This is a genomic window from Kitasatospora cystarginea, from assembly GCF_039533515.1.
GTDB lineage: Bacteria > Actinomycetota > Actinomycetes > Streptomycetales > Streptomycetaceae > Kitasatospora > Kitasatospora cystarginea.
In genome coordinates this window covers 149,392-171,600 of sequence record NZ_BAAATR010000018.1, presented here as the reverse complement: position 1 = coordinate 171,600, position 22,209 = coordinate 149,392, and the positions used below count along the sequence as shown (strand labels likewise).

Below are 22,209 nucleotides of genomic sequence, written 5' to 3'. Positions count from 1 at the left end.
TGACGAGCAGCCGACCACCCCCGGAGCCGTGGAACCCGGCGCCCACCCGCGCGACAGCCGGGCCCTCGCCATACCCACAGGCACAAACAGCACGCCCGGACAAGCAGAAACGGCCCGCCAGCAAAGCTGACGAGCCGTCATGCAAGATCGAGGCTAACCAGCAGTCGTTCAGTAGCCGCCGCGGTGGCTACTGAGCCATGCGAAGCGTCTACGCATTCGCCATTCGTCCCTTAGCACTCCAGGGACGTCTTCGCTGTTTGGAGTCATCAGGTGCTCACTGCTCGATCTCGCGTGCCCGGACGTCTTGTGGCGCTCCTCCGAACCAACTCCGACTTCAGACGTCTGTTCTGCGCTTCCGCGTTCAGCCTGACCGGTGACTGGTTTACCTTCGTCGCGTTGAGCGGCTTCGTCTACCACCGCACTGGCTCGCCCGGATTGACCGCGCTCCTGTTCGCCGTCAACTCGCTTCCTGGGGTGCTACTGATCCCAGTCATCGGCCCGCTCACCGATCGCTTCGACCGCAGGCGTCTGCGGATTGCATGTGACATCGGAGCCATAGTGCCGGTAGTCGGCCTGCTGATCGCCTTTCACCTGAGGTCGGTACCGCTTGCGCTGGTATGCCTGGCAGCCCTGTCGGTATTCGCCGCCCTGGCGAGTCCCATTCCCGAGACCGTCCTGCCCAACATGGTCGACGCCCAGGACCTCCCGCTGGCCCAGGCCGCACTTGGCAGCGTGTACTCCGGAGGTCTCCTGGTAGGGGCCGGCCTGGGCGGTGTGGTCACCGCCACCTTGGGAAGCTCCACCACTCTGCTCATTGACATCCTCTCGTTTGCCGCGTCAGCCCTCCTCACCTCCAGGATTCGCCGGCCGTTCTCAGCGGCTGCGCCGGGGCGGCGCATGCGTGTGTGGGCGGACACCGCCGAACTATGGCAGTTCGTGCGAGTCACCCCCGTGGTATCTGCGTTCCTGTGGCTGACAGCAGGACTGCGCCTTTCCTACGGCATGGTCGGCCTCCTGCCCGCCTACGCCCTCGACCGCTTCCACGTCGAAGACGCGGGAGTCGGCGCGCTGTATCTGGCTCAGGGAGTCGGCGCCGTTCTCGGCCCCTTCCTGGGCCGGCGGCTCACTGGCGGTTCCGGCGACCGGCGCCTGTTCGTAGCCACTGCTGCCCTGGCCGTCTTCGGTCTCGGATACCTGGCTCTGGCGCAGGTCAGCAACCTGGGACTGGGAATGGCAGCTGCCCTGGTGGGCCATCTCGGGGTGGGGGCGTGCGCGATCCTGGCCATCAACGGCCTGCAGCTGGCGAGCCCTGATCACGTTCGAGGGCGTGTGATGGTGCTGGCGTTCGGTCTCTCCTCCGGCTTGCAGGGAGTCTCCTCGCTGGCCGTCGCTCCGCTCGCGGCCACTCTTGGTATGACAGTGACCACGTGCTTACTCGGTGTCTTCGCCGTCGCCTATGCCGCACTATGGATCATTCCGATCGCACGTCTGCGAGAGACCCACAAGAGCACCGAATCGGACAAGCTGCAGGACGGTGCGCGCGAGCGCGCCGGATGAACCGTTACGCCTGCGCCACCTCATGTTTCTTCAGGCGAAAGATCAGTATGCCGCAGAGTGAAGGAGTCAACTCCACCCGGCTTCATGTGGCTGACCAGCGCATACGTCCCTCCTGATTGCTGAAGGAATTCGTCCCGTAACAGATGGATGAAACATGGCCCTTCGGGGCTAGCTTTCATGGTCCGTGCACGCCATGCACGGGCGCACACTGTAGGAATTTCCGTTTCCGAGAGGAGGCAACGCAAATGGACGAGCTCCTCCAGAAGATCGCTTCCGCGATCACGGACGAGGACATCGAGCAGGCCCAGGATTCCTCCGTGGCCATGCGTGAGAGCAGCCACAACGCGAAGAAGTACCGGCTGCAGATGTTCGCTGTCGACCCGGACTAATCCGGAGCGGGCTGCCGTGGCGGGAAATCCACCGGATTGAACCCCGCGGCGGCAGCCCGCACCTCCTACCCGAGTGGGCTGCACGGCCCTGTTGCAGACGAATAGGAGACGGCATGCTGCACTTGTACGGCACTGAAGAGAACCTGAAGACTGTCGCTGCGCTTTCCTTCCCGTTTCTCGATAGAGCTCAAGCCATAACCCAACACGCGCTCAAGCAGGCGTACCGCGGGTTCCTGCACACCATCCAGCCCAGCGTCCCGTCAGAAGTCGACACCGAGCCGCGCTATGTCCGGGAAACGAAACGCGTCCAAGAATACCTGGACATCTTCAAAGCGGACTCATCGCTGACCGACACCCGCTACCAGTTCGATGCTCTGAGCACCGAGTCGCCCTTGGTGTCGGAGAAGGCGCAAGCCGCTCTGGGGTGAGTACGCGACCGTGCCGCCTCGCTCGCGCAGCGCGACGAATCATTCGCCGCCGTCTACCCACTTGCGATCAACGCGGTATTTCAGGCCCCCAGCGGGATGGCCGGCGGCGGAACGACAAGTGGGGCGGTCGGGGTGCTGTGGGTCGATCCACGCAGCACCTGGGCAGACCGGGACCTCGACGAATTTCTGATCCACGAGCTCGGCCACACTCTGCTTTTCCTCGACGAGTGCCGGTTTAGACTCTTCACCTCCTACCCGAAGTTGCTCAAGCAGGAAAACTGGGTCACCTCCGCCATTCGTAAGACGGTTCGCCCTCTGGATAAGGCATACCACAGTGCCGTCGTGGCGACAGAGGTCCTCTTGGCGCGTGATGAATTCTTGGGGCACCCGGATTCCAGTGTGCTCCACCCTATCTCCCCTCTGCTTACCCAAGGCGCGATCCGCTCCGTCCAGGATATTGACCGTCCGCAGGTCAGGAGTCTCCTCACCGACCATGCCCTTGGAATCCTGCGCCACTGCCGGGACGAAGTGGAGCGACTGGACCGGAAGCACGGCTGGAATGTAGCCGACTTCAATCGGCCGTGAGGAGCTGATCAAGCATGTATTTCCTCTCCGGCGCCGCCGCCAACCTGCAGACACTCCTGGTTCTTGCACGCCCCCATTTGATCCAGGGAGAGCCGCTCAGCGAGAGCCTGGTCGCCCGGGCCTACCGCAACTACCTGGCGGACCTCCAGCCGCAGGTCCAGGCCCTGGACGCGGACAGGACGGTGCTGGTCCGAGATGACAGTCAGGCGAGCCTACTTGCAGAGCTGTTCGACCTGCCGGCAGTGGATAGGCACTCGCAGCGGGGGACTGCCACGTCAATGGACGACAGCAAGGCTGCGTTCTTCACGGCGGGCCTGGAACGCATCGCGGAGTATGACTCTCAGCTCGCCTCGATCTTCCAGACGGCCGTCGTTTCGGTGTTCTCAACCCAGGACAGCGCAACACCGGGAAGCACTCTCGTAGATCACAAAGCCGCCCGTTGTTGCCGACCAGTAGCTACCCGAGTGATGTGCCTGCCCGTGACGAGAGCGAACGGACCGCCACGGCAACGACTCCTCGAAGTGCCACAGCCTCAACCGTCGCACCTCAACCGAGCGGGCCTCTTCCTCGCCGTACCGGATCCAGACCGTAGGCCCGGCCCCCGTACTACCTGTCCACACCGCAGCACCCCCAGAGCACATGAATCGCACGCCAGTGCGGCGTCCGCGGCCAATAGTCACGCCTGTGATCGACAACTGCGTGGATTCGATGCGCACTTCACCCGTACCGGTACAGCTCCACGATGTCTCGCATAACGCCGCGCAACGGTGGGCAGCATGGCCTGATGTTCACGATGCCCGTACCGGGATTGTTCAACCCATGTTCAAGATCCACCAGCATTGTTCGTCGAGACTCGGAACCTACATGACCATCCCGCGCGGCACCGTCGTCGCGCTGGTCGGAGCCAACGGCTCGGGCAAGAGCACCCTGGCCCATCTGCTGTCCGGCGTCTACCAGCCCCACTCCGGGCGGATCCTGTGGGATGACGTCGATGCCGCCGAGGCCGACCGCGACCAGCTGTTCGCCTCCGTCGCCATCCTCGCTCAGAACTTCCAGCGCTGGGCGTTCACGGTCAAAGCCAATCTCTTCCTCGGCCGCCCCGAGTACCCCTGCGGGCAGGACCAACTCGACGCCTCCGCCACGTACGCCGACCTGCACCCCGTGCTCGACGAGCTGCCGCGCGGCTGGGACACCCTCGCCGCCAAGGGCTTCGAAGGCGGAGTCCAACTCTCCGGCGGCCAGTGGCAGAAGGTCGCCCTCGCCCGCACCCACCTGCGCGTCACCACCCCCGGCCCCGCCGGCCGACTGCCGCACCTGGTCGTCGTCGACGAACCGACCAGCGCGATGGACGCGAAAGCCGAAATCGCCGCCTTCGAACGGATCCGGGAACTCGCCGACCTCGGCGTGACCGTCGTCCTCATCACCCACCGCCTCGCCGCAACCGCCAAGGCCGACCACATCTACGTCCTCGACCACGGCCGCCTCATCGAACAAGGCACGCACGAACAGCTGATGGCCCAACAACCCGCCACCCAGTACCGCGAGGCATACCTCCTGCAAGCAGCCCAGTACGAGACCGGCACCGTACCCAAGCAAGCAGCGCCCGCCGCCAAGACCGCGACGCCACACTGACTCGGCGGTCTGGCCCCCAACACGGCAGTCCAGCCGACCGTGCTGTGCTGTTAAGGCTGGCTCCTCCTCGTGCTCGCCAGGTGGCCCGGCCCGAAGATGGCCCAGTCGGCTCGCATGGAATTGGCCCATGCGATGGGTCAATTTCGCACTACCGTAGGCACAATGACAATGAGATCCACTTCAACCGACCAGCCCACGTCCTTGGCCGAGGCGCCGATGCGTCAGGCCCGCAACTCCGCCGCCTTTTGGATCGCGATCGGCCGATGCCGGGGGCATGAGGTGATCCGGCGCCGCGGATTCGTCGCGGTCGATGGCGACGAGCGTGCAGGCCTGCGGATCCTGATCCAGGAACCCGACCTCGACCCGGGCGAACTGGCCGAGTTGAGCGAGCTGGCCCGCCGGGCCGCGGGCCCGGTGAACGCCGAGGATCCGTTCAGCTCGACCGACCTGAGCCACCTGGGCATGCGAAGCCGGCAGATGCCGATCATGCTGCGCCCGCCCGGGCCCGTCGACGAACCGGTGCTGGACGTGATCCGGGTACAGCAGCCCGAGGACCTCCAGGCGGCCGAGCGGATCGTGATCGAGGGCTTCGAGCTGGCCAGATTCGAGCCCTACCGCCCCGGCGAGCTGTTCCCGATGGCGCTGATCAAGCAACCGGGCGTGGACGTGTTCGTCGCCTTGCACGGCGACGTGGCCGCGGGAGCCTGTGTCAGGGTCGTGGACGGCGGCGTCGGCGGCCATTACTGGGTCGGTACTTCGCCGGCGTTCCGGTCGCGTGGCGTGGGTCGGGCCGTCATGCTCGGCTCCCTCGCCCACCTGGCGGATCTGCCGGTCACACTCACCGCTTCGAAGCTGGGCAGGCCGCTTTACGAGTCGCTGGGTTACACCGCCGCGACGTCCTCGACCTGGTGGGCCTCTCCTCATGTGACAGCGTCGCGGTGAAGCCCGCTGGCTCGCCAGTGCCCCGCAGGGCTCCAACCATGTGGACAGATGCGCCGGTAGGCGCTGTGCTCGTGCCGGTTGCGGGCGGATGACCTGGGCGTAGATCGTCGGCCACCGGGCGACTTCGCGATTCGTCAGGACCAGCAAGGCTCGCACCAGGGTGGTCGCCCGCTTCGGGTCGGTGCGGACCTTGCCGAGGGCCCGCCAGTTCTTGAGGTGGGCGAAGGCGTGCTCGACCGGTGCCCGGACGGAGGCAAGGGCCGTGTTGGACAGTTTCTGGCCGCAAGTCAGGGGGCGGTTCCGGGCGGCCTCGTAGTCGGTGATCACGGCCGGGTCGGCGTCGGGGCCGCTGTCGTCGGGGCCGCTGTCGTCGAGGCCGACGAAGCCCAGGTCGGCGATGGCTCCGAGACCGGCTGCACGGAGATGGGCGGTGAGCTTGTCGTGACGGCAGGCGGTGATCTCCGAGGTGCGTCCCGGTCGCGCTGCGGAGACCCCGACAGTCCGGTCAGCGCGCCGTCCCGCGCCTGGCGCGCTGGCTCTGGGGTCCGAATACGTGTACCCCTTCCGGCGCGTCACGGTGCAGAACCGTGCTGTAGGACGTGCGGGGTTCGCTGACTGTGTGAGACATCCCTCTCCCGTCATCGTGGCGCTGGTGGCCCGGGAAGGTTGACCATGTAGTCATGACTTCCTCGCCCCGCCCACCGCACGTCGATGGCCGACCTGATCTGATAGGCGGGACTACCGCGCTCGGTGGAGAGTCCGCTCCCGCCCGCGGGTACCTGCTGGACAACGCGCGCGCCGAGGCGGGCGAGCGATTCGCTTGGCTGGCCGAGCTGTTCGACGGTGTGACGCGCGGGCACGTCGATCGACTGGGGGTCAGGGCCGGCTCGCGCTGCTGGGAAGTGGGGGCCGGCGGCCCCAGTATCCCGGAGGCGCTCGCGGCGTCCGTCGGTCCGACCGGGCACGTGCTGGCCACGGACATCGACCCGTCATGGCTGAAGGCAGGCGACGGGTACGAGGTGCGCCAGCACGACGTCGCCGCTGACCCGCCCCCGGAGCCGGGGACGTTCGATCTGGTGCACGCCCGACTCGTGCTGGTCCATGTACCCGACCGGGCTCGCGCGTTGGCCACGATGGCGGCAGCGCTACGGCCCGGCGGCTGGCTGCTGGTCGAGGACGCCGATACCGCTCTGCAGCCACTGGCATGCCTGGACGACAGCGGCCCTGCGCAGCGACGGGCCAACCGGCTGCGCGACGCGGTCCGGGAGCTGCTGACGCGCCGCGGCGCGGACCTGCGCTACGGCCGGACACTGCCGCGGGCATTGCGTGAGGCCGGCTTGGTAGATGTCGCCGCGGCGGGCTCTTTCCCGGTCGGCGGGCTGGCCTGCGACCGGCTGGAGGCGGCGACCATCCGGCACGTGCGCGGCGAGCTGCTCGCGGCCGGCCTGGCCGACGACGCCGAGATCGACGCGCACCTGGCCGCCATCCACGCGGGCGAACTCGACCTGACACTCGCGCCGCTGATCTCGGCCTGGGGACGCCGTCCAGCCGAGCACCCTCCGGCACTCGGTTAGGTGCGGATACGGTCTTCCACTCGGATCACGGGGCGTCGAGAACTCCATGATCCTCGAAGCCATGCCGCCCTCCGTTACCTGCCCGTCTGCGTCGTAGCGTCGCGTGCGCAGCCAGTTGATCTCGAACTGCGAGCACAGCATCTGTCAACTGTCGCACGAAGACGCAGACTTGCAGTCCATGGGCTTGGGCCCGGCAGAGACCGCCGGGCCCAAGCCAGCCGGCGCTGACTTCACGGCTGATTTCCGTCGCCGCCCGCCCAGTCCGTTGAAGTCCGTCGCGCTGGGTCGGTGCCGCATTCGCCACTCCCCCACAAGACACGCAATAGATCGGGAGTTACATGGTGTATGACCCGAGAGGGCACGGACGGGTTGCCTTGCGCCGGGCTCCGGATTCGCGGCCTTCTACCAGATGACCGGCAGCCCGTGCAGGCCGAAGATCGCCGCGTCGTTCTTCAGTGGCAGGTCGTCGACGCTCTCGGCCAGCCGGAGTCCGGGAACACGGCGGAGCAAGGTTTCGTAGACGATCTCCAGCTCCATCCGCGCGAGGCTCTGTCCGAGGCACTGATGCGGGCCGTGGCCGAACGCGAGGTGCTGGCGCGCGCCGCGGTCGACGTCAAGCTCGTCGGGGTTCTCGAACACCGCGGGATCGCGGTTCGCCGAGCCGCCGAGCGCGAAGACGCCCTCGCCAACGCGGATGATCTGTCCCCCGATCTCGACGTCGTCCTTCGCCACGCGGGCGGTGATGATGTCCGTGATGGTGAAGTACCGCAGTAGTTCCTCGACGACGTCCGGGGTCGAGCCGGGGTCGTCCGTGATCCTCGCCCGCAGCTCCGGCCTCTCCAGCAGGGCCAGCGTGCCCAGCGAGATCATGTTCCCGGTCGTGTCGTGCCCGGCGGTCAGCAGCAGGAACGCCAGGTCGACCAGGGCGTCGTGATCGTAGGTGCCCGCCTGCCGGCCCTTGGCGACCTGGCGGCTGAGCAGGTCGTCCTCGGGGGACTCCTCCTTGCTCGTCACCAGCTCGTCCAGATAGGTCTGCAGGTCGAAGAACGCCTGCTGCCGGGTCAGCGGCGGGAGCGTCATGCTGAGCATGCGGGAGGTGCGGTCCTCGAAGAAGTCACGGTCGGTGTCGGACACGCCCAGCAGCTCGCAGATGACCAGCGACGGCACCGGGAAGGAGAGTGCCTTCACCAGATCGGCTGGCTTGGGGCCGGCCAGCATCTCGTCGATGCATGCGTCGACGATGTCCTGGATGCGCGGGCGCAGCGCCTCCATCCGCCGGAAGGTGAATTCGCCGACCACCGCGCGTCGTGCGGCGGTGTGCTCGGGCGCGTCCATACCGGCCAGGGAGAGCGTGGAGTCCCTGTCGCTCTTGGCCAGTTCGACCAGCATGGGGAAGTCCGGGTGTCCCCGGTCGGAGCTCAGACGGGGGTCGGCCAGCGCCTTGCGGACGTCCTCGTACCTGGTCAGGATCCACGCGGACCTGCCGGTGGGCAGGGTCACCTTCGCCACCGGGCTGCTCTCGCGGAGACCGGCGTACTCGGCGGGCAGCTGGTACGGGCAGGTGCGGGGGACGGGAAAGGCGAGCGTGGTGTTGTCTTCGGTGGGTGCAGTCACAGAACTTCTCTCCTGAGCAGTGCGTTGACAGGGGTGCGCTGGAGATCCGTCGCTTGGTCCGGCGCGCCCGCCCGCGGCCCTTCGCCATCGGCCGCGCGGTCGGCGGCGATGGTCCTCGAAGGGCCGCGGGCGGGCCCTGCCGAATTCCGGCGTGCCGTCTCAGACGGGCTTCTGCGCGGTCAGCAGGACGGAGCCGAACTCATCGACGTCGATCATGGCCGCGGGGCTGAACTTCTCGTCCGCCTCCTCGTCGAAGACCGGGTCCAGGTCCTGCTCGCTGCGGCTCATCTGCTCGAAGGTCTGACGCACGCTCTGCTCGGTGATGTCGCGGAGTTCGACGAAGCGCAGGCCCGCGCGGCCGAGCATGGGCACATAGTCCTCGGGGCGCGCCAGCGTCATGATGAAGTCGCGGAGCAGGCGGTCCACGGCGGGCTGCTTGTCGGCAGGGATCGGGGCGCGCTCGAAGAAGTCGGTCAGCACCAGTCGGCCACCGGGGCGCAGCACCCGACGGATCTCGCTGAGGACCCGCTCGCGGTCGGGCATGTGGAAGATCGACTCGATGGCGATGGCCGCGTCGAAGGAGTTGTCGGGGAAGGGCAGTTCCATGGCGTCGGCGTGGCGGAACTCCGCCTCGTCGGCAAGCCCGGCCGCCTCTGCGAGCTCGGTGGCGCGAGCGATCTGGTCCCGGCTGATCGAGATCCCGGTGACGTGGGCGCCGGTGCGCACCGCGATCCGCATGGCCGGCTGCCCTACCCCGCAGCCGACGTCGAGCACCTGGTGGCCCTTTTCGAGCCGCAGGGCGTCGGTCATCAGGTCGGTGAGCCGGTCGGCCGCGTCGACGAGGGGCACCTCGTTGTCGTCGAGGTCCCAGTAGCCGAGGTGGAGACTCCCTCCCTGCGCGGCGGTGTCGAGCGCGGTCAGGCGGTCGTAGAGGAGTCCGACCTCTGCGGGGACGGGGATGGTGGTGGGGTTCGACATTCGAGGTCCTCCGTTGTCTTCATGCGTGGAATTCATGGCCGGCTGATTCGCCTGGCGCGTACGCGGTACGGGCGCCGTCGAGCGGATTCAGCGGGCAGGTTTCGAAGAGAAAGGCGGCGAGCGAGGAATCGGCCGCGAGGCGCGTTCACATCGACGACGTCGGTGGTTGCGCGTGAGGAACACGCTACCGGTCCGGGGGTGAACAAGGAACAGTGCACCGGGGCGAATATTCGCGTTCTTTGCGAGAACTACGCGCTCAGCCGGCTATCTTGACGAGCATTTTGCCGGTGTTCGCGCCCCGCAGCATGTCGATGAACGCGGCCGGCGCGTTCTCCAGGCCCTGCACGACGGTTTCCCGGTGGGTGATCCGCCCCTCGGTCAGCCAGCGGCCCATCCGGTCCAGGAACTGGTCCTTCAGATCGGTGTATTCACCGACGAGGAAGCCGCGCAGAGTGATTCCCTTGGCAATGGCCTGCATCAGGTTTCGCGGTCCGACGATCTCGCCCTTCAGATTGTACTGCGAGATCGCGCCGCAGAGAGCGAAGCGTGCGCCCATTCTGCCCAGGAGCAGTGCGGCGTCCAGGTGTTCGCCACCGACGTTGTCGAAATAGACATCGATGCCGCCCGGTGCGGCTTTCGCGAGTTGTTCCCGGACCGGCCCGTCCTTGTAGTTGAACGCGGCGTCGAAGCCCAGTTCCTCGGTGAGGTAGGCCACTTTCTCCGCGCTCCCGGCTGATCCGACCACTCTCGCCGCACCGGACAGCCTGGCGATCTGGCCGACCAGTGATCCGACCGCGCCCGCGGCCGCGGAGACGAACACGACGTCGCCTTCGCGGAATTCGGCGGCTTTCAGCAGCCCCGCGTAGGCGGCGTGCCCGGGCATGCCCAGCACGCCCAGGTAGGCGCCGGGCGGCGCGACGGCCGGGTCGACCCTGACCGCGCCGGCGGCGCCCACGACGGCGTACTCCCGCCAGCCGAGGCCGTGCAGCACCAGGTCTCCGACGGCGAGACCCGGCGACTTCGACACGATGACCTCACCGACGGCGCCCCCGTCGAGTGCCTTGCCGACGGCGAACGGCGGTACGTAGGACCTGACATCGGTCATCCGCCCGCGCATGTACGGGTCGACGCTCATCACCAGATTGCGCACCAGCACCTGGCCGGCGCCCAGCGGGGGCAGCTCCGCCTGCACGACCGAGAAGGTCTCCAGGGTCGGCCAGCCCTCAGGGCGAGCGGCGAGCCGGACTTCGGTTCCCTTGGACGGAACGGTCATCACTCTCCTCAACTACCGTAAAGAACGGGGCCGATATGCGGCACCACGGAATTGCGCCTCAGGATTCGAGGAGACGCAGGCGATTTTGGCTCCCGTCCGTGGGCGGGGATGCGAGGGCGTCGCGCCAGGTCCTCATCGCGGATTCGATGTGTTCGGCGGCACCTTCGAGCAGCATGAGGCCGATCCGGTCGGCATGCCGGTTTCGCCATGGCTCCATGTCGGTGCCGGCGACCCATTGGTTGAACGCCCCCAGGGCCGGGCCCGTGTGGATCTGGTAGTTCACCTTGCCCGAGCCGTCGCCCTCCATGGCGAGGCGCGTCGTGTGGAAGAAGTACCAGCGGAACACGAGCGCCATCTTCTGTTTGGGCTGTGCTTCGGCCTGGGAGATCTCGGCGTCCCTCCCCCGCGACCGGAGATAGTCGCGGACTTCCTCCCAGACCCGGTCGAGGCTCCTGCCGAAGTACGTCCTCTCCAGCAGTGAGCGCGTCTTCGCCGGGATCTCCTCGATGCCGTCGTAGTGCGAGTAGAGGGAGAACAACTTGTTGGCCCTGGTGGGGAAGAACACGCCCTTGCGGAGCACCTGGACCTTGGCGCCCAGCTCGAACATGTCACCGGCCGGGGCATAGGCGGTGTCGGCGATACCGACGTCCTGCAGCATGTCCTTGACCACGGCGCTCGTCCCGGCTTCCACCGTGCACTGGTTGACGGAGCCGGTGAGGACGTAATCGGCGCCCATCATGAAGGCCGCCGCCACCGCCGAGGGGGTGCCGAGACCGCCGGCGAGGCCCATGCAGAGGGGTTCGGCGTAGCCGTACCGGTCCTGCGCCTCCTGCCGGAGCCGGAGCATGGCCGGCATCATGACCGTGGCGACGCCGCCGTCGGTGTGTCCGCCGGAGTCGGCCTCGACCGTGATGTCGTGGCTCATGGGCACCTGCCGGGCGAGTTCCACCTGCTCGTCGGTCAGCGCGTTCTCCCGGCGCAGCTTTTCCAGCACCGGCTCGGGGGCGGGTGCCATGAACGCCCGCGCGACTTCCGGACGCGACACTTTGGCCACGATGTGGTGGTCGCACACCGGCTTGCCGTCGGCGCCGCGACGGAGCCCCCGCGCCCGGTGGAGGACGAGCGCGGATGACATCTGCATGAAGGCCGACGCCTCGATGACGCGCACACGATGGCGCGACAGCAGGTCGATCAGCTCGCGCTCGGCGGCGGGGTCGTCGTGGTCGGCGAGCACGTTGACGCCGTAGGGCTCCCCCCGGGTGAGGCCCCTCTGAATGTCCAGCACCCCACGCTCGATCTCCGGGAGCGACAGACCGCCGGTTCCCAGGAAGCCCAGCATGCCGTTCCTGCCGAGCCTGACGACCATCTCGGCCGAGGCGATCCCCCGGTACATGCCGCCCACGAGATAGGCGTGGCGCACCCCCATCCGCTCGCGGAACAAGGGGCTGCCCAGGGCGGCCGCCGGTGCGTCGGGGAGCGGAGCGGGGCGCGGGGCGGAGCGGATCTGGTCGATCAGTTTGCCGAGCACCTGGCCGCCGAGTTCGACGAAGTCGGTGACACCCTGGTCCAGCAGGTGACGCACGCTGTCGGTCCAGCGCACGGGCCGCACGACCTGTTCGGTGAGCGTGCGCGCGGTCTCGCCGGCCACGTACGGGCGGGCCGTCGCGTTGGCGATCACGGGTGTCCTCGGATCGCCCAGGGTGAACCCGTCCACGAAGCGGGCGAAGTCCTGCTGCGCCTGCCGCATCAGGGGCGAGTGGAAGGCGCCGGACACGCTCAGTCTCGCGCAGCGGACGCCACGCGAATCGAGGTAGGACACCAGCGCGCGGATGGTCTCGGTGTCACCCGAAACGACCTTCTGCGCCGGTGCGTTGTCGTTGGCGATGGTCAGGGCGGAGAATCCGCCCTCTTCGAGGAGCACGTGCAGCCGTTCCGGGTCGACTCCGACCACCGCCGCCATGCCGCCGCCCCGCGCCTGTGCCATCAGTGCGCCGCGCTGCTGGACGAGGCGCAGGCCGGTGGTGAAGTCGAACGCGCCCGCGGCGTGCAGCGCGCAGTACTCGCCGAGGCTGTGGCCGGCGAAGAAGGCCACCTCGTCGCCGTTGTTCTCACGCCACCAGCGGTAGGCGAGCGCGCCGACCACGAACAGCGCGGGCTGGGTGTACTCGGTGCGGCCCAGTTGGTGTCCCGGGTCGTCCAGGCACAGCTCGCGGATCGAGTACCCGAGCACGCTGGAGGATTCCTCGACGAGTTCGGGGTAGGCGTCGAAGAGCTCGCGCCCCATCCCGCGCCGCTGTGCGCCCTGGCCGGGGAAGACCACTGCCTTCATGTCAGCGGCCTCCCCGCGCGGAGAGTTCGGCCGGGACCTCGGCGGCGTACAGCCTGTCGCACAGCCGCATCAGCTTGTCGAGCGACTGCGGGGCCGTCATCACCTCGGCGTGCATCGAGGTGTCCACGTCGATGGTGAAGAAGTCGTCGATCTGCTCCGCCCACTGCTGCCAGTAGGTGATGCCGTCCACCGTGGGCAGGTCCGGGTTGGGGAAGAGCACCATGTGGTCCTCGAACGCGCCGAAGAACTTGCCGCCGCGGTTGCGCAGGTAGTAGCAGCGCAGCCCGTCCCGCCGGGGCAGCGGGTCCACCGTGTACGTCTCGCCCTGAGTGGCCTGGAAGTAACGCGCCAACTGCAGGACGCGTGCCCGCAGTTGCGTCTCGGTCTTGTTGACCCCGCGCGCGAGGGCGGCGTCGATCAAGGAGTCGAGGAACTCCGGGCCGTCCAGCGTGGTGTCGACCTCGTCGCGGTGCAGGATCGGGGAGGCGCCGCCGTGCGAGTCGAAGCGGTTGTTCCCGAGGATCAGGTTGACCGCGCGGAAGTTGCTGACCTTGCTCACCGCGTCGGAGCTGAAGTCGCCCCCGACGATCAGGGCGTTGGCCTTGTTGGTCGCCTCGGCGTCCAGCGTGTCCAGCATGACCAGCGAGCTGACCTCCGCCCCGCGCGACTGGAGCTGCCGCACGACCTCGTAGGCGAAGAGGCCGCCGAGGGAGAAGCCACCGATGTCGTACGGGCCTTCCGGCTGTACGGCGAGGATGACGGTGGCGTAGTACTCGGCCATCGCGACCTGGCCGGTGAGGATGTCGGTGGAGTCGATCCAGCCCTTCGGCTGGATGCCGTAGAAGGGGCGCCGGCAGCGTGCGGCCAGCGGGGCGTAGGACTCGACTCCGCCGTTGCCGTGGTGGACCCAGAACACGGGCCTGCCCTCGGTGACACCGTTCATGCGGACCAGTTCGGGGAAGCTGTTCGGCGACACCGGCTCGGCCGGCCGCGCCGGGGGCTCCACCGCGGGAGCCGCCTCGGCCGGGCGGGTCTGGGCCACCGGCCGGGCCTCTTCCGCCGGGGCGGGCACGGGGGAGGTCGCGGCGGCGATCTCGTCGACGATTTCCTGGAGCGTCCGGCAGTCGCCGATGACGTCGAGGGTGAGGGAGGCGTCGATGTGCGTCTGTGCCTTCGTGAGGAACTGCACCATGAAGATCGAGTCGAAGCCGTAGTTGCTCAGCGGCTCGTCCCACCGCAGGGTCGCGGCGTCGACTTCGAGCAGGGTCGCCATGAGGTCCGCGACCACGTCGCCCATCGTCGACCGCGCAGCCGGCTCCGGGTCGGCGGCCGGCGCCGCTTCCACGGCCGTCGCGGGCTCGGTGGCCGATACCGGCTCGTGTGCGGGCAGGAACCGCTCCCGCATCCGCGCGTGGTCACCGTCCAGCGCGATGACGCTCGGCTTCCGGACGGCCCAGGCGCGGTTCAGGGCGTCGATGCCCACCGACGCGCGCATGGGCCGCATGCCCACGGATTCCAGGAGGCCCAGGGTCGAGGTGTCGGCGCCCATGCCGCCCTCCTCCCACAGCGGCCAGTTCACCATCAGGGTGCGCCCCGCACGGCTGCCCTGGGCGACCAGGGACTCCCGGTGGGCGGCGAAGCCGTCCATGAAGCCGTTGGCCGCGGCGTAGTCGGCTTGACCCACGTTGCCGAAGGCCGCCATCGAGGAGAAGCCGACGAAGCAGTCGAGCGACGTCCCGGCGGTGGCCTCGTCGAGGTTGCGGAGCCCGCTGACCTTGGCGGCGAACACCTCCCGCAGATCGGCCGCGCTCTTCCTGGCGACGAAGCCGTCGCGCAGCACTCCCGCCGCGTGGACGATGCCGTGCAGTGTGCCGTGCTCGGCCTCGATGTCGCGTACGGCCTGGAGCACCTCGGTGCGGTCGGCGACGTCCAGCACGCGGTAGTCGGCCTTGGCCCCCGACGCGCGCAGGGCGGTGAGCAGTTCCTCCTGCGCGGGTCCGGCCGGGCTCCGGCCGCAGAGGACCAGTGTGGGCGACTGGACCCGGTGGGCGATGTCCTGGGCGAACAGGGCGCCGAGCCCGCCGGCGCCGCCGGTCAGCAGGTAGACCCCGCCGTCGCGCCAGGGAGTTTCCGGGGCGGGCGTGGGAATCTCGCGCCAGTGGGACACCTGCCGGCGTCCTCCGCGGTAACGCACGGCTTCCTCGTCGACGTCGGCACCGTCGCACCGCAGCCGTTCGGCCAGTTCAGCCGGCCGCGGTGCGTCGTCGAGTTCGATCCACTGCGTCAACAGCTTGGGGTGTTCCATGCGCGCCGTGCGCAGCATGCCGCTCAGGCCGCCCAGCCAGGGTGCGCTCGCGGGGGTGACGACCTGGACCACGCGCTGCGGCCGCGCCGCCTCCTGGGCCTTGCCGCGCAGCAGTTCCAGCAGGCGCTCGGCGTACGTGGTGTAGCGCGTCTCGATCGCGCCGTCGGCCTGCCAGCTCTCGCAGGTGCCGCCCACCGCTTCGCCCAGCGCGGTCGCGTCCACCTCGGGCAGCTCGCACAGGACGACATGCCGGATCAGGTCGCCGCCGCGGTCCTGGGGTGCCACGTTGTCTCGCCAGTCCGCGTGGACCATCAGCGCGGGCGTGTCCGGGACCTCGACGGCGGCGGACGGGCGCTCCCGCTGCACGCGGGTGCTGAAGCCCAGCAGGCGCACGCAGACGTTGCCCCGTGTGTCGCACAGATCGATGTCGAGGCGGCGCACACCGGAGTCGCGGCGGTCGTCCTCGGCGCGGCGTACGAGCGCCCAGCCCTCGGCCGGGGTGGCGGCGAGCACCTGCACCTCGCGCACGCTGAAGGGCAGGGAGTTCTCGGTGGGAGCGTCGTCCCGCTCGCCGAGGACCAGGCCCAGGGTCGCCTGGAGGGCGGCGTCGAGCATGCCGGGGTTGAGCGTGAACGAGGTTGCCGCCGCCGCGGGCAGGCGCAGGCGTGCCACCGCCATGTCCTCGCCGTAGTGCACCGATTCGACGGTCTGGAACGCGGGGCCGTAGTGCATGCCCATGCGGGCGAACAGCGTGTAGAACTCGGTGCCGTCGCACCGGGACGGGCAGTTCGCGCGCAGCGCGTCGATGTCGTGGATGATGTCCGACGCGAGCAGGGCGGGGTCGAGGCGCACGGTCCCCTGCGCGTGCAGGACGCGCTCACCAGCGTGGTGGGCGTGCACCTCGAACGCCCCGTCCACCGGGTCCAGTTCGACGTCGAGGGAGCGCGGTGCTGTCACCTCCAGGGGGCGCAGCCAGGCGACGTCCCGCAGGCGCACACCGGTGGGGGCGGCTCCAGGGGCGGCCTTGACGGCCGCTTCGCGTACGAATTCGAGGTATGCGGCGCCGGGCAGTACCGGTGTCTCGCGGACGCGGTGGTCGCGCAGGTAGAACTCGTGCCCGTCCAGTTCGCGGCGGTGGGGCGCGGGAGGCGCGCTCGGCAGGATCTGTGCTTCGCCCTTGGCGTCGGCGATCCAGAAGCGCTGCAGGTGGAACGGGTAGGTCGGCAGCGGCATGCGTCGCATCGACCGGTCCGCGTACAGCCGCTGCCAGTCGAAGTTGAAGCCGGTGACCCAGAGCTTGAGCAGGCGCCCGATCTTGCCCTTGGCTATCCAGCTGTCGATGGCGACGGCGATGTCGTCGTCCCCGACGAGTTCGCTCCACGGCCCCTGGCGCTGTGCCCGTCCGGTGTGCAGTCCCTGGGCCTTGCCGCCGTCGAGATAGGCGCGCAGCCGCTCGCGCAGATCGGCGGGCGAGTGGGTCAGGAAGGCCAGGCGCTCCTCCATCGCGACGCGGCCGACCTGGAGGGTGTAGGCGAGGCCCGGCAGGTCGGCTTCGCCGAGCCGGCCCGCGTCGATCCAGTCGGCGAGCTGCTGGACCCGTGCGCGCAGGGTCTCGGGTTCCGACGCCGATATCACGATGGCCACGGGGTCCGCGGTGTTCGTCGCTGGTGCGGGGTGGGGGACGTACTCCTCGAGGACGACGTGGGCGTTGACACCGCCGAAGCCGAACGAGCTGACTCCGGCCCGGCGCGGCAGCTCACGGCCTTCCGCGTCGCGCGGGGCGGGCCAGGGCCGCTGTTCGCGCACCAGGTGGAAGGGGCTGTCCTCCAGGTCGATGTAGGGGTTGACCCTCTCGCAGTGCAGGCTCTTGACCAGCGTGCGGTGCCGCATCTGGAGCAGCACCTTGATCACGCCGGCGACGCCCGCCGCGAGTTCGAGGTGGCCGATGTTGGTCTTCACCGAGCCCACGCCGCAGTGCGCTTCCTCCACCGTCGCGCCGTGGGCCTCGTACAGCTCGCGGAACGCCGCCTTGAGTCCGTTGATCTCGATGGGGTCGCCCAGCTTGGTGCCGGTGCCGTGGGCCTCGATGTAGCCGACCGTCCGGGGGTCGATGCCCGCCTTGCCGTAGGCTCGCCGGATCAGCGCGGCCTGTGCCTTGGGGTTGGGGGAGGTCAGGGAGTTGGAGCGGCCGCCGTGGTTCTCGGCGGTCGAGCGGATGAGGCCGTGGATGTGGTCGCCGTCGCGCTCGGCCGCGGAGAGCTTCTTGAGCACCAGCATGCCCACGCCCTCGCCACGGACGTAGCCGTCGGCGCGGTCGGAGAAGGTGCTGCACCGTCCTTCGACGCTGAGCATCCCGGACTTGCTGAAGCTGATGTGGCCGTCCGGAATCACCATGGTGTTGACGCCGCCGACGACAACCATGTCGCACTCGTCGCGTTCGAGCGCGGCGACGCCGCGGTGGATGGCGACCAGGGAGCTCGAACAGGCGGTCTCGATGGGCTCGCTGGGGCCGTGCACGTCGAGGAAGTAGCTCATCCGGTTCGGGCCGATCGAGGGGACGCTGCCAGTGGGCGTGACGCTCTCGCCCCTGCCGCCGCTGCGGTCGGCCAGCAGGCTGTAGCCGGTGTCGTTGGTGCCGACGAACAGTCCGAGGTTCTCCCCCGCGAGCCGGTCGGCGGCGTATCCGGCGTCCTCCAGCGCCTTCCAGACGTAGAGCATCAGCAGGCGCTGTTGGGGGTCCATGTGCACGGCGTCCTTCGGTGCGATGCCGAAGAACAACGGGTCGAAGTCGGCGACGCCGTCCATGAAGCCGCCCCACTTGACGTTGGTGCGCCCCGCCTCCCGGAGGGGGTCGCCGAAGTAGGCGCGCCAGTCCCACCGGTCGGCGGGGACCTCGCTCACGCAGTCGCGTCCGTCACGCAGGTTCCGCCAGAAGGCGTCGATGTCCTCGGCCTGTGGGAAGCGGCCGCTGACGCCGACCACCGCGATGGGTTCGGCGTCCTGCCGGTACGCCCGTGGGGGAACGGGCGCGGCCGGTGTGGGCGTGGGGACTGCGGCGGGCTCCGGGACGGGGGGCCGGGCCACCACGGGGGCGGGCGGCCGCAGGCCGAGACGGGTGGTCAGCGAGGAGCCGTACTCGTCGGCGAGATGCGCGCTGAAGGCCCGGAGGGTCGGGTGCTCGAAGAGGACCGTGGGCACGAGCTCCAGTCCCAGAGACTCGTTCACCATGATCACCAGCTGGCTGATGACGATGGAGTCCAGGCCGTACTCGCTGAGGTCGACGTCCACGTCCAGGTCCGCCGCGCTCACCTTCAGCAGCTCGCAGACCTTCTCGATCACGACGTCGCAGATCCGTTCCACCAGATCCTCGGTGTCGGCGGCAGGCGGCTGCTGCTCGGTCCGCGCCAGTTTCCAGTCGCGGATCAGGCGGAGCGCTTCGTCCTGTCCCACCCGTCCCTCGCGAATGAGCCGGTGCAGCTCGTCCAGGGAATCGACTCGGGTGCTCATATCAGGCTCCTCTTGAACTCGTCCGCGCTCAGTTCGCGCTGGCTGATGGCTTCGATCAGGTGCAGCAGGTACGCGTCGTCAGGCTCGGCCGGCGGCTCTGCCGCCGGGGCCGGCTCGGTGGGCGCGTCGTTGCCGAGGGTGCGGGCGCTGAAGCCGCGGAGGCGTACGCAGACGTCGCCGTTGTCGTCGCAGAGGTCGAGGTCGAGGCGACGGACGGCGCCCGGGTGGTCGTCCTCGGCGAAGCGGATGATCACCCAGCCCGTGGCCGGGGCGGCGCGGAGCACCTCCAGTTCGCGCAGGGCGAAGGGCAGTGCCGTGCGGGCGGTGCCGGGTTCGCCGACGAAGAGTCCGACCGTGGCCTGCAGCGCGGCGTCGAGCATGCTCGGGTTCAGCACGAAGCCGCTCTCGCGGGCCGCGCCGGCGGGCAGGTTCAGGCGCGCCATCGCCTGCCGCGTGCCCGTGTGCAGTTCCTCGATCGCCCGCAGCGTCGGGCCGTAGGTCATGCCGATGCCGGAGAACCGCTCGTAGCAGGCCTCGGCGTCGAGCACGGGGCCGTCGCACCGCGCGCGCAGCGCCGCGAGGTCGAGTCGCTCGCCCGGCGTCCCGCTCCGGCGCCGCAGCTGGCCCCGGCCGAACACGACGCGTTCGCCGTGCTCGTCCACCGAGTACACCTCGTAGCCCAGTCCGTCACCGGCCCGGGTGGACAGCGCGACGTGCACGTCGGTCTCCTGCTCGACCGTGAGCGGGCGCAGCCACGACGCCAGCTTCAGCGACCATGTCCCCTCGTCGCCCCCGGCGGCCTGGACCGCCGCGGCACGCGCCATCTCCAGGTAGGCGACGGCGGGCAGGACGGGTACGGCGTGCGGGCGGTCGTCGGAGGCGACGAACGCGCGGCCCGGCCGCCATCCGGACACCACCTCCATCACCCGGTCCTGCACCCGGTGGTCGGTGAGGAAGAACTCGCGGCCGGTGAAGCGCGAGGTGTACCGGTGCTCGTCCAGGTCCGAGGTGTTCACGTGCACCAGCGGGTGAAGCACCGTCGGCCGGGCGCCGTTCGCGGGGCGCGTGGTGTCGACCCAGTAGCGCTGGAGGCGGAACGGGTAGGTCGGCAGCGGGATCCGGCGCGGCCGGCGCCCGGTGTGGAGCCGGTCCCACTCGAAGGCGGCACCGCGCACCCAGGTCTCCAGCAGGCTCGCCCAGTCCTGCCGGCTCAAGGCGGTGAGGTCCTCCCCGGCGCCGAACGCGGCCGGTACGTCCGGGAGGTCGACGCCGCGCGGGACGCGGCCGCTGAAGACGTTGCCGGCGATCTCACCGCGCAGCCAGGCTTCCAGTGCCTCGCTGAGCTCGTCGACGGTCCGGGCCAGGCAGGCGAGGCGCTCGGACATCTGCGTGCGTCCCGTCTGGGAGGTGTACGCGATCGACGCGAGGTCGGTGTCGTCGTACGTGCCGCGGCGCAGCGCGTCCACCCAGCGCGTGGCGATCTCGCGCAGTACTTCGGGGCGGGCCGCCGACAGCAGGAACGGGAGGCGTTCGGTGGGCGCCTGGTCCGGCTCGGAGGCGGTCCGGGGCACGTGTTCCTCGAGCACGACATGGGCGTTGACGCCGCCGAAGCCGAACGAGCTGACTCCGGCCCGGCGCGGCAGCTCACGGCCCTGCGCGTCACGGGGCGCCACCCACGGCTGCCGCTCGCGGACGAGGTGGAAGGGGCTGCCCTCCAGGTCGATGTAGGGGTTGACCCTCTCGCAGTGCAGGCTCTTGACCAGCGTGCGGTGCCGCATCTGGAGCAGCACCTTGATCACACCTGCCGCACCGGCGGCGAGCTCCAGGTGGCCGATGTTGGTCTTCACCGACCCCACGCCGCAGTGGGCTTCCTCCACCGTCGCGCCGTGCATCTCGTACAGCTCGCGGAACGCCGCCTTCAGCCCGTTGATCTCGACGGGGTCGCCCAGCCTGGTCCCGGTGCCGTGGGCCTCGATGTAGCCCACCGTCCGCGGGTCGATCCCCGCCTTCTCGTACGCCTCCCGCAGGAGCGCGGCCTGCGCCTTGGGGTTGGGCGCGGTCAGGGAGTTGCCCCGGCCGCCGTGGTTCTCTGCCGAGGAGCGGATGAGGCCGTGGATGTGGTCGCCGTCGCGCTCGGCCGCCGAGAGCTTCTTGAGCACGAGCATGCCGACCCCCTCGCCGCGCGCGTAGCCGTCGGCCCGGTCGGAGAAGGACTTGCACCGGCCCTCCGGGCTGAGCATCCCCGCCTTGGAGATGCTGATGTGCCCGTCGACGCTGACCATGGTGTTGACCCCGCCGGCGATCGCCATGTCGGACTGGCCCTCGCGGAGGACCTGGATGGCCCGGTGAATGGCGACCAGTGCGCTCGAACAGGCCGTGTCCACCGGCTCGCTGGGACCGTGCAGGTCGAGGAAGTAGCTCATCCGGTTCGGGCCCATCGAGGGTGCCGCGCCGGTGATGTCGTAGCCCTCGATCACCGGGGAGTACCGCGTGACCAGCGTGCTGTAGCCGGTGCTGGTGGTGCCCGCGATGAGAGCGGTGTTGGTGCCCGCGACCGCGCTCGCCGAGTAGCCCGCGTCCTCCAGCGCCTTCCACACGTACAGCATCAGGAGCCGCTGCTGCGGGTCCATCAGCTCGGCTTCCTTCGGGGAGATGTCGAAGAACAGCGGGTCGAAGTCGCCGACGCCGTTCATGAAGCCGCCCGATGTCACGTTGGACGTGTTGGGGTCCTTGACCGGGTCCCCGTAGTGGGCGCGCCAGTCCCAACGGTCCGCGGGTACTTCCTGGGTGCAGTCGCGCCCTTCGGCCAGGTTCTCCCAGAACTCGTCGAGGTCGTCCGCCATCGGGAAGCGGCCGCTGACGCCGATCACGGCGATGGGCTCGTCGTCGGGCGCGGTCGCTACGGTCGTTGCGGGCCGCTGGTCGGCCGTCGCCGCGGCGGGCGTTTCCTCCCGCGCCTCGGGGGCTACGGTGACGCGGTCGGCGTGGTGCTCGAGGAGATGGTCCGCGACCCCGGCCAGGGTGGGGTTCTCGAAGAACAGAGTCGGTGCGAGCGAGAGCCCGAACTCCGCGTTGAGCTCGTTGGCGAAGCCGATG

At 69.2% G+C, this 22,209-nt stretch carries 13 protein-coding genes and 1 pseudogene (1 of these 14 only partly in view); 7 read left to right on the top strand and 7 right to left on the bottom strand.

The genetic code is table 11. The annotated features are described in order from the left end of the window. The first annotated feature begins 306 nt into the window (after window positions 1–306). The 6 genes from ABD369_RS20900 to ABD369_RS20875 all read left to right on the top strand — a co-directional run bounded on the left by ABD369_RS20900 (window position 307) and on the right by ABD369_RS20875 (window position 5,533). Window positions 307–1,557: an MFS transporter gene (locus ABD369_RS20900; protein ID WP_344637993.1), complete on the top strand. Its 1,251-nt coding sequence runs from the start codon at window positions 307–309 to the stop codon at window positions 1,555–1,557. A 245-nt stretch (window positions 1,558–1,802) separates the two neighbouring features. Next, window positions 1,803–1,946: a hypothetical protein gene (locus ABD369_RS20895; protein ID WP_344637992.1), complete on the top strand. Its 144-nt coding sequence runs from the start codon at window positions 1,803–1,805 to the stop codon at window positions 1,944–1,946. Window positions 1,947–2,059: 113 nt separating this feature from the next. Then, complete coding sequence (locus ABD369_RS20890) at window positions 2,060–2,374, top strand: hypothetical protein (protein WP_344637991.1); 315 nt, start codon at window positions 2,060–2,062, stop codon at window positions 2,372–2,374. 66 nt (window positions 2,375–2,440) lie between these two features. Then, on the top strand, window positions 2,441–2,959 hold the full coding sequence (locus ABD369_RS41190; RefSeq protein ID WP_425557698.1) for an aKG-HExxH-type peptide beta-hydroxylase: 519 nt from the start codon (window positions 2,441–2,443) through the stop codon (window positions 2,957–2,959). An 864-nt stretch (window positions 2,960–3,823) separates the two neighbouring features. Then, window positions 3,824–4,591, top strand: coding sequence for an ATP-binding cassette domain-containing protein (locus ABD369_RS20880; RefSeq protein ID WP_344637989.1), 768 nt, complete (start codon window positions 3,824–3,826; stop codon window positions 4,589–4,591). Window positions 4,592–4,705: 114 nt separating this feature from the next. Next, entirely contained in the window at window positions 4,706–5,533 is an 828-nt protein-coding gene (locus tag ABD369_RS20875; RefSeq protein ID WP_344637988.1) for a GNAT family N-acetyltransferase, read from the top strand. A gap of 114 nt (window positions 5,534–5,647) precedes the next feature. On the opposite strand, the pseudogene ABD369_RS20870 reads toward ABD369_RS20875, so the two are convergent. Next, window positions 5,648–6,037 (bottom strand): annotated as a pseudogene (locus ABD369_RS20870) (transposase family protein); the annotation flags it as partial. A gap of 176 nt (window positions 6,038–6,213) precedes the next feature. On the opposite strand from ABD369_RS20870, the gene ABD369_RS20865 reads away from it, so the two are divergent. Further along, window positions 6,214–7,107: a methyltransferase domain-containing protein gene (locus ABD369_RS20865; RefSeq protein WP_344637987.1), complete on the top strand. Its 894-nt coding sequence runs from the start codon at window positions 6,214–6,216 to the stop codon at window positions 7,105–7,107. A 402-nt stretch (window positions 7,108–7,509) separates the two neighbouring features. Here ABD369_RS20865 and ABD369_RS20860 read toward each other — a convergent pair whose 3' ends face one another. The 6 genes from ABD369_RS20860 to ABD369_RS20835 form a co-directional block, all read right to left on the bottom strand. Then, window positions 7,510–8,721 carry a cytochrome P450 gene (locus ABD369_RS20860; RefSeq protein ID WP_344637986.1) on the bottom strand — a complete coding sequence of 404 codons (1,212 nt, stop codon included), beginning with the start codon at window positions 8,719–8,721 and terminating at the stop codon, window positions 7,510–7,512. A 159-nt stretch (window positions 8,722–8,880) separates the two neighbouring features. After that, window positions 8,881–9,699: an SAM-dependent methyltransferase gene (locus tag ABD369_RS20855; protein ID WP_344637985.1), complete on the bottom strand. Its 819-nt coding sequence runs from the start codon at window positions 9,697–9,699 to the stop codon at window positions 8,881–8,883. Between the two features lie 256 nt (window positions 9,700–9,955). Beyond that, window positions 9,956–10,972: an NADP-dependent oxidoreductase gene (locus tag ABD369_RS20850; protein ID WP_344637984.1), complete on the bottom strand. Its 1,017-nt coding sequence runs from the start codon at window positions 10,970–10,972 to the stop codon at window positions 9,956–9,958. Window positions 10,973–11,030: 58 nt separating this feature from the next. Further along, the gene (gene fabD / locus ABD369_RS20845; protein ID WP_344637983.1) at window positions 11,031–13,301 is read right to left on the bottom strand and encodes an ACP S-malonyltransferase; all 2,271 of its coding nucleotides are present in this window, start codon (window positions 13,299–13,301) and stop codon (window positions 11,031–11,033) included. A gap of 1 nt (window position 13,302) precedes the next feature. Further along, complete coding sequence (locus tag ABD369_RS20840) at window positions 13,303–19,113, bottom strand: SDR family NAD(P)-dependent oxidoreductase (RefSeq protein WP_344637982.1); 5,811 nt, start codon at window positions 19,111–19,113, stop codon at window positions 13,303–13,305. Beyond that, on the bottom strand, window positions 19,110–22,209 hold the end of the coding sequence (locus ABD369_RS20835) for an SDR family NAD(P)-dependent oxidoreductase (RefSeq protein ID WP_344637981.1). 20,696 nt of this gene lie beyond the right edge of the window; only the last 3,100 of its 23,796 coding nucleotides appear in the window; the start codon falls outside the window, past its right edge — the gene reads right to left on this strand; its stop codon occupies window positions 19,110–19,112. Before ABD369_RS20835 ends, ABD369_RS20840 begins: the two co-directional genes overlap by 4 nt.

Bases quoted from the DNA above. Each gene is read 5' to 3' on its own strand.
- ABD369_RS20895 (WP_344637992.1), top strand. From the start codon at position 1,803: ATGGACGAGCTCCTCCAGAAGATCGCTTCCGCGATCACGGACGAGGAC.
- ABD369_RS20890 (WP_344637991.1), top strand. From the start codon at position 2,060: ATGCTGCACTTGTACGGCACTGAAGAGAACCTGAAGACTGTCGCTGCG.
- ABD369_RS20880 (WP_344637989.1), top strand. From the start codon at position 3,824: ATGACCATCCCGCGCGGCACCGTCGTCGCGCTGGTCGGAGCCAACGGC.
- ABD369_RS20875 (WP_344637988.1), top strand. From the start codon at position 4,706: ATGGAATTGGCCCATGCGATGGGTCAATTTCGCACTACCGTAGGCACA.
- ABD369_RS20865 (WP_344637987.1), top strand. From the start codon at position 6,214: ATGACTTCCTCGCCCCGCCCACCGCACGTCGATGGCCGACCTGATCTG.
- ABD369_RS20855 (WP_344637985.1), bottom strand. From the start codon at position 9,699: ATGTCGAACCCCACCACCATCCCCGTCCCCGCAGAGGTCGGACTCCTC.
- ABD369_RS20850 (WP_344637984.1), bottom strand. From the start codon at position 10,972: ATGACCGTTCCGTCCAAGGGAACCGAAGTCCGGCTCGCCGCTCGCCCT.
- fabD (WP_344637983.1), bottom strand. From the start codon at position 13,301: ATGAAGGCAGTGGTCTTCCCCGGCCAGGGCGCACAGCGGCGCGGGATG.
- ABD369_RS20840 (WP_344637982.1), bottom strand. From the start codon at position 19,113: ATGAGCACCCGAGTCGATTCCCTGGACGAGCTGCACCGGCTCATTCGC.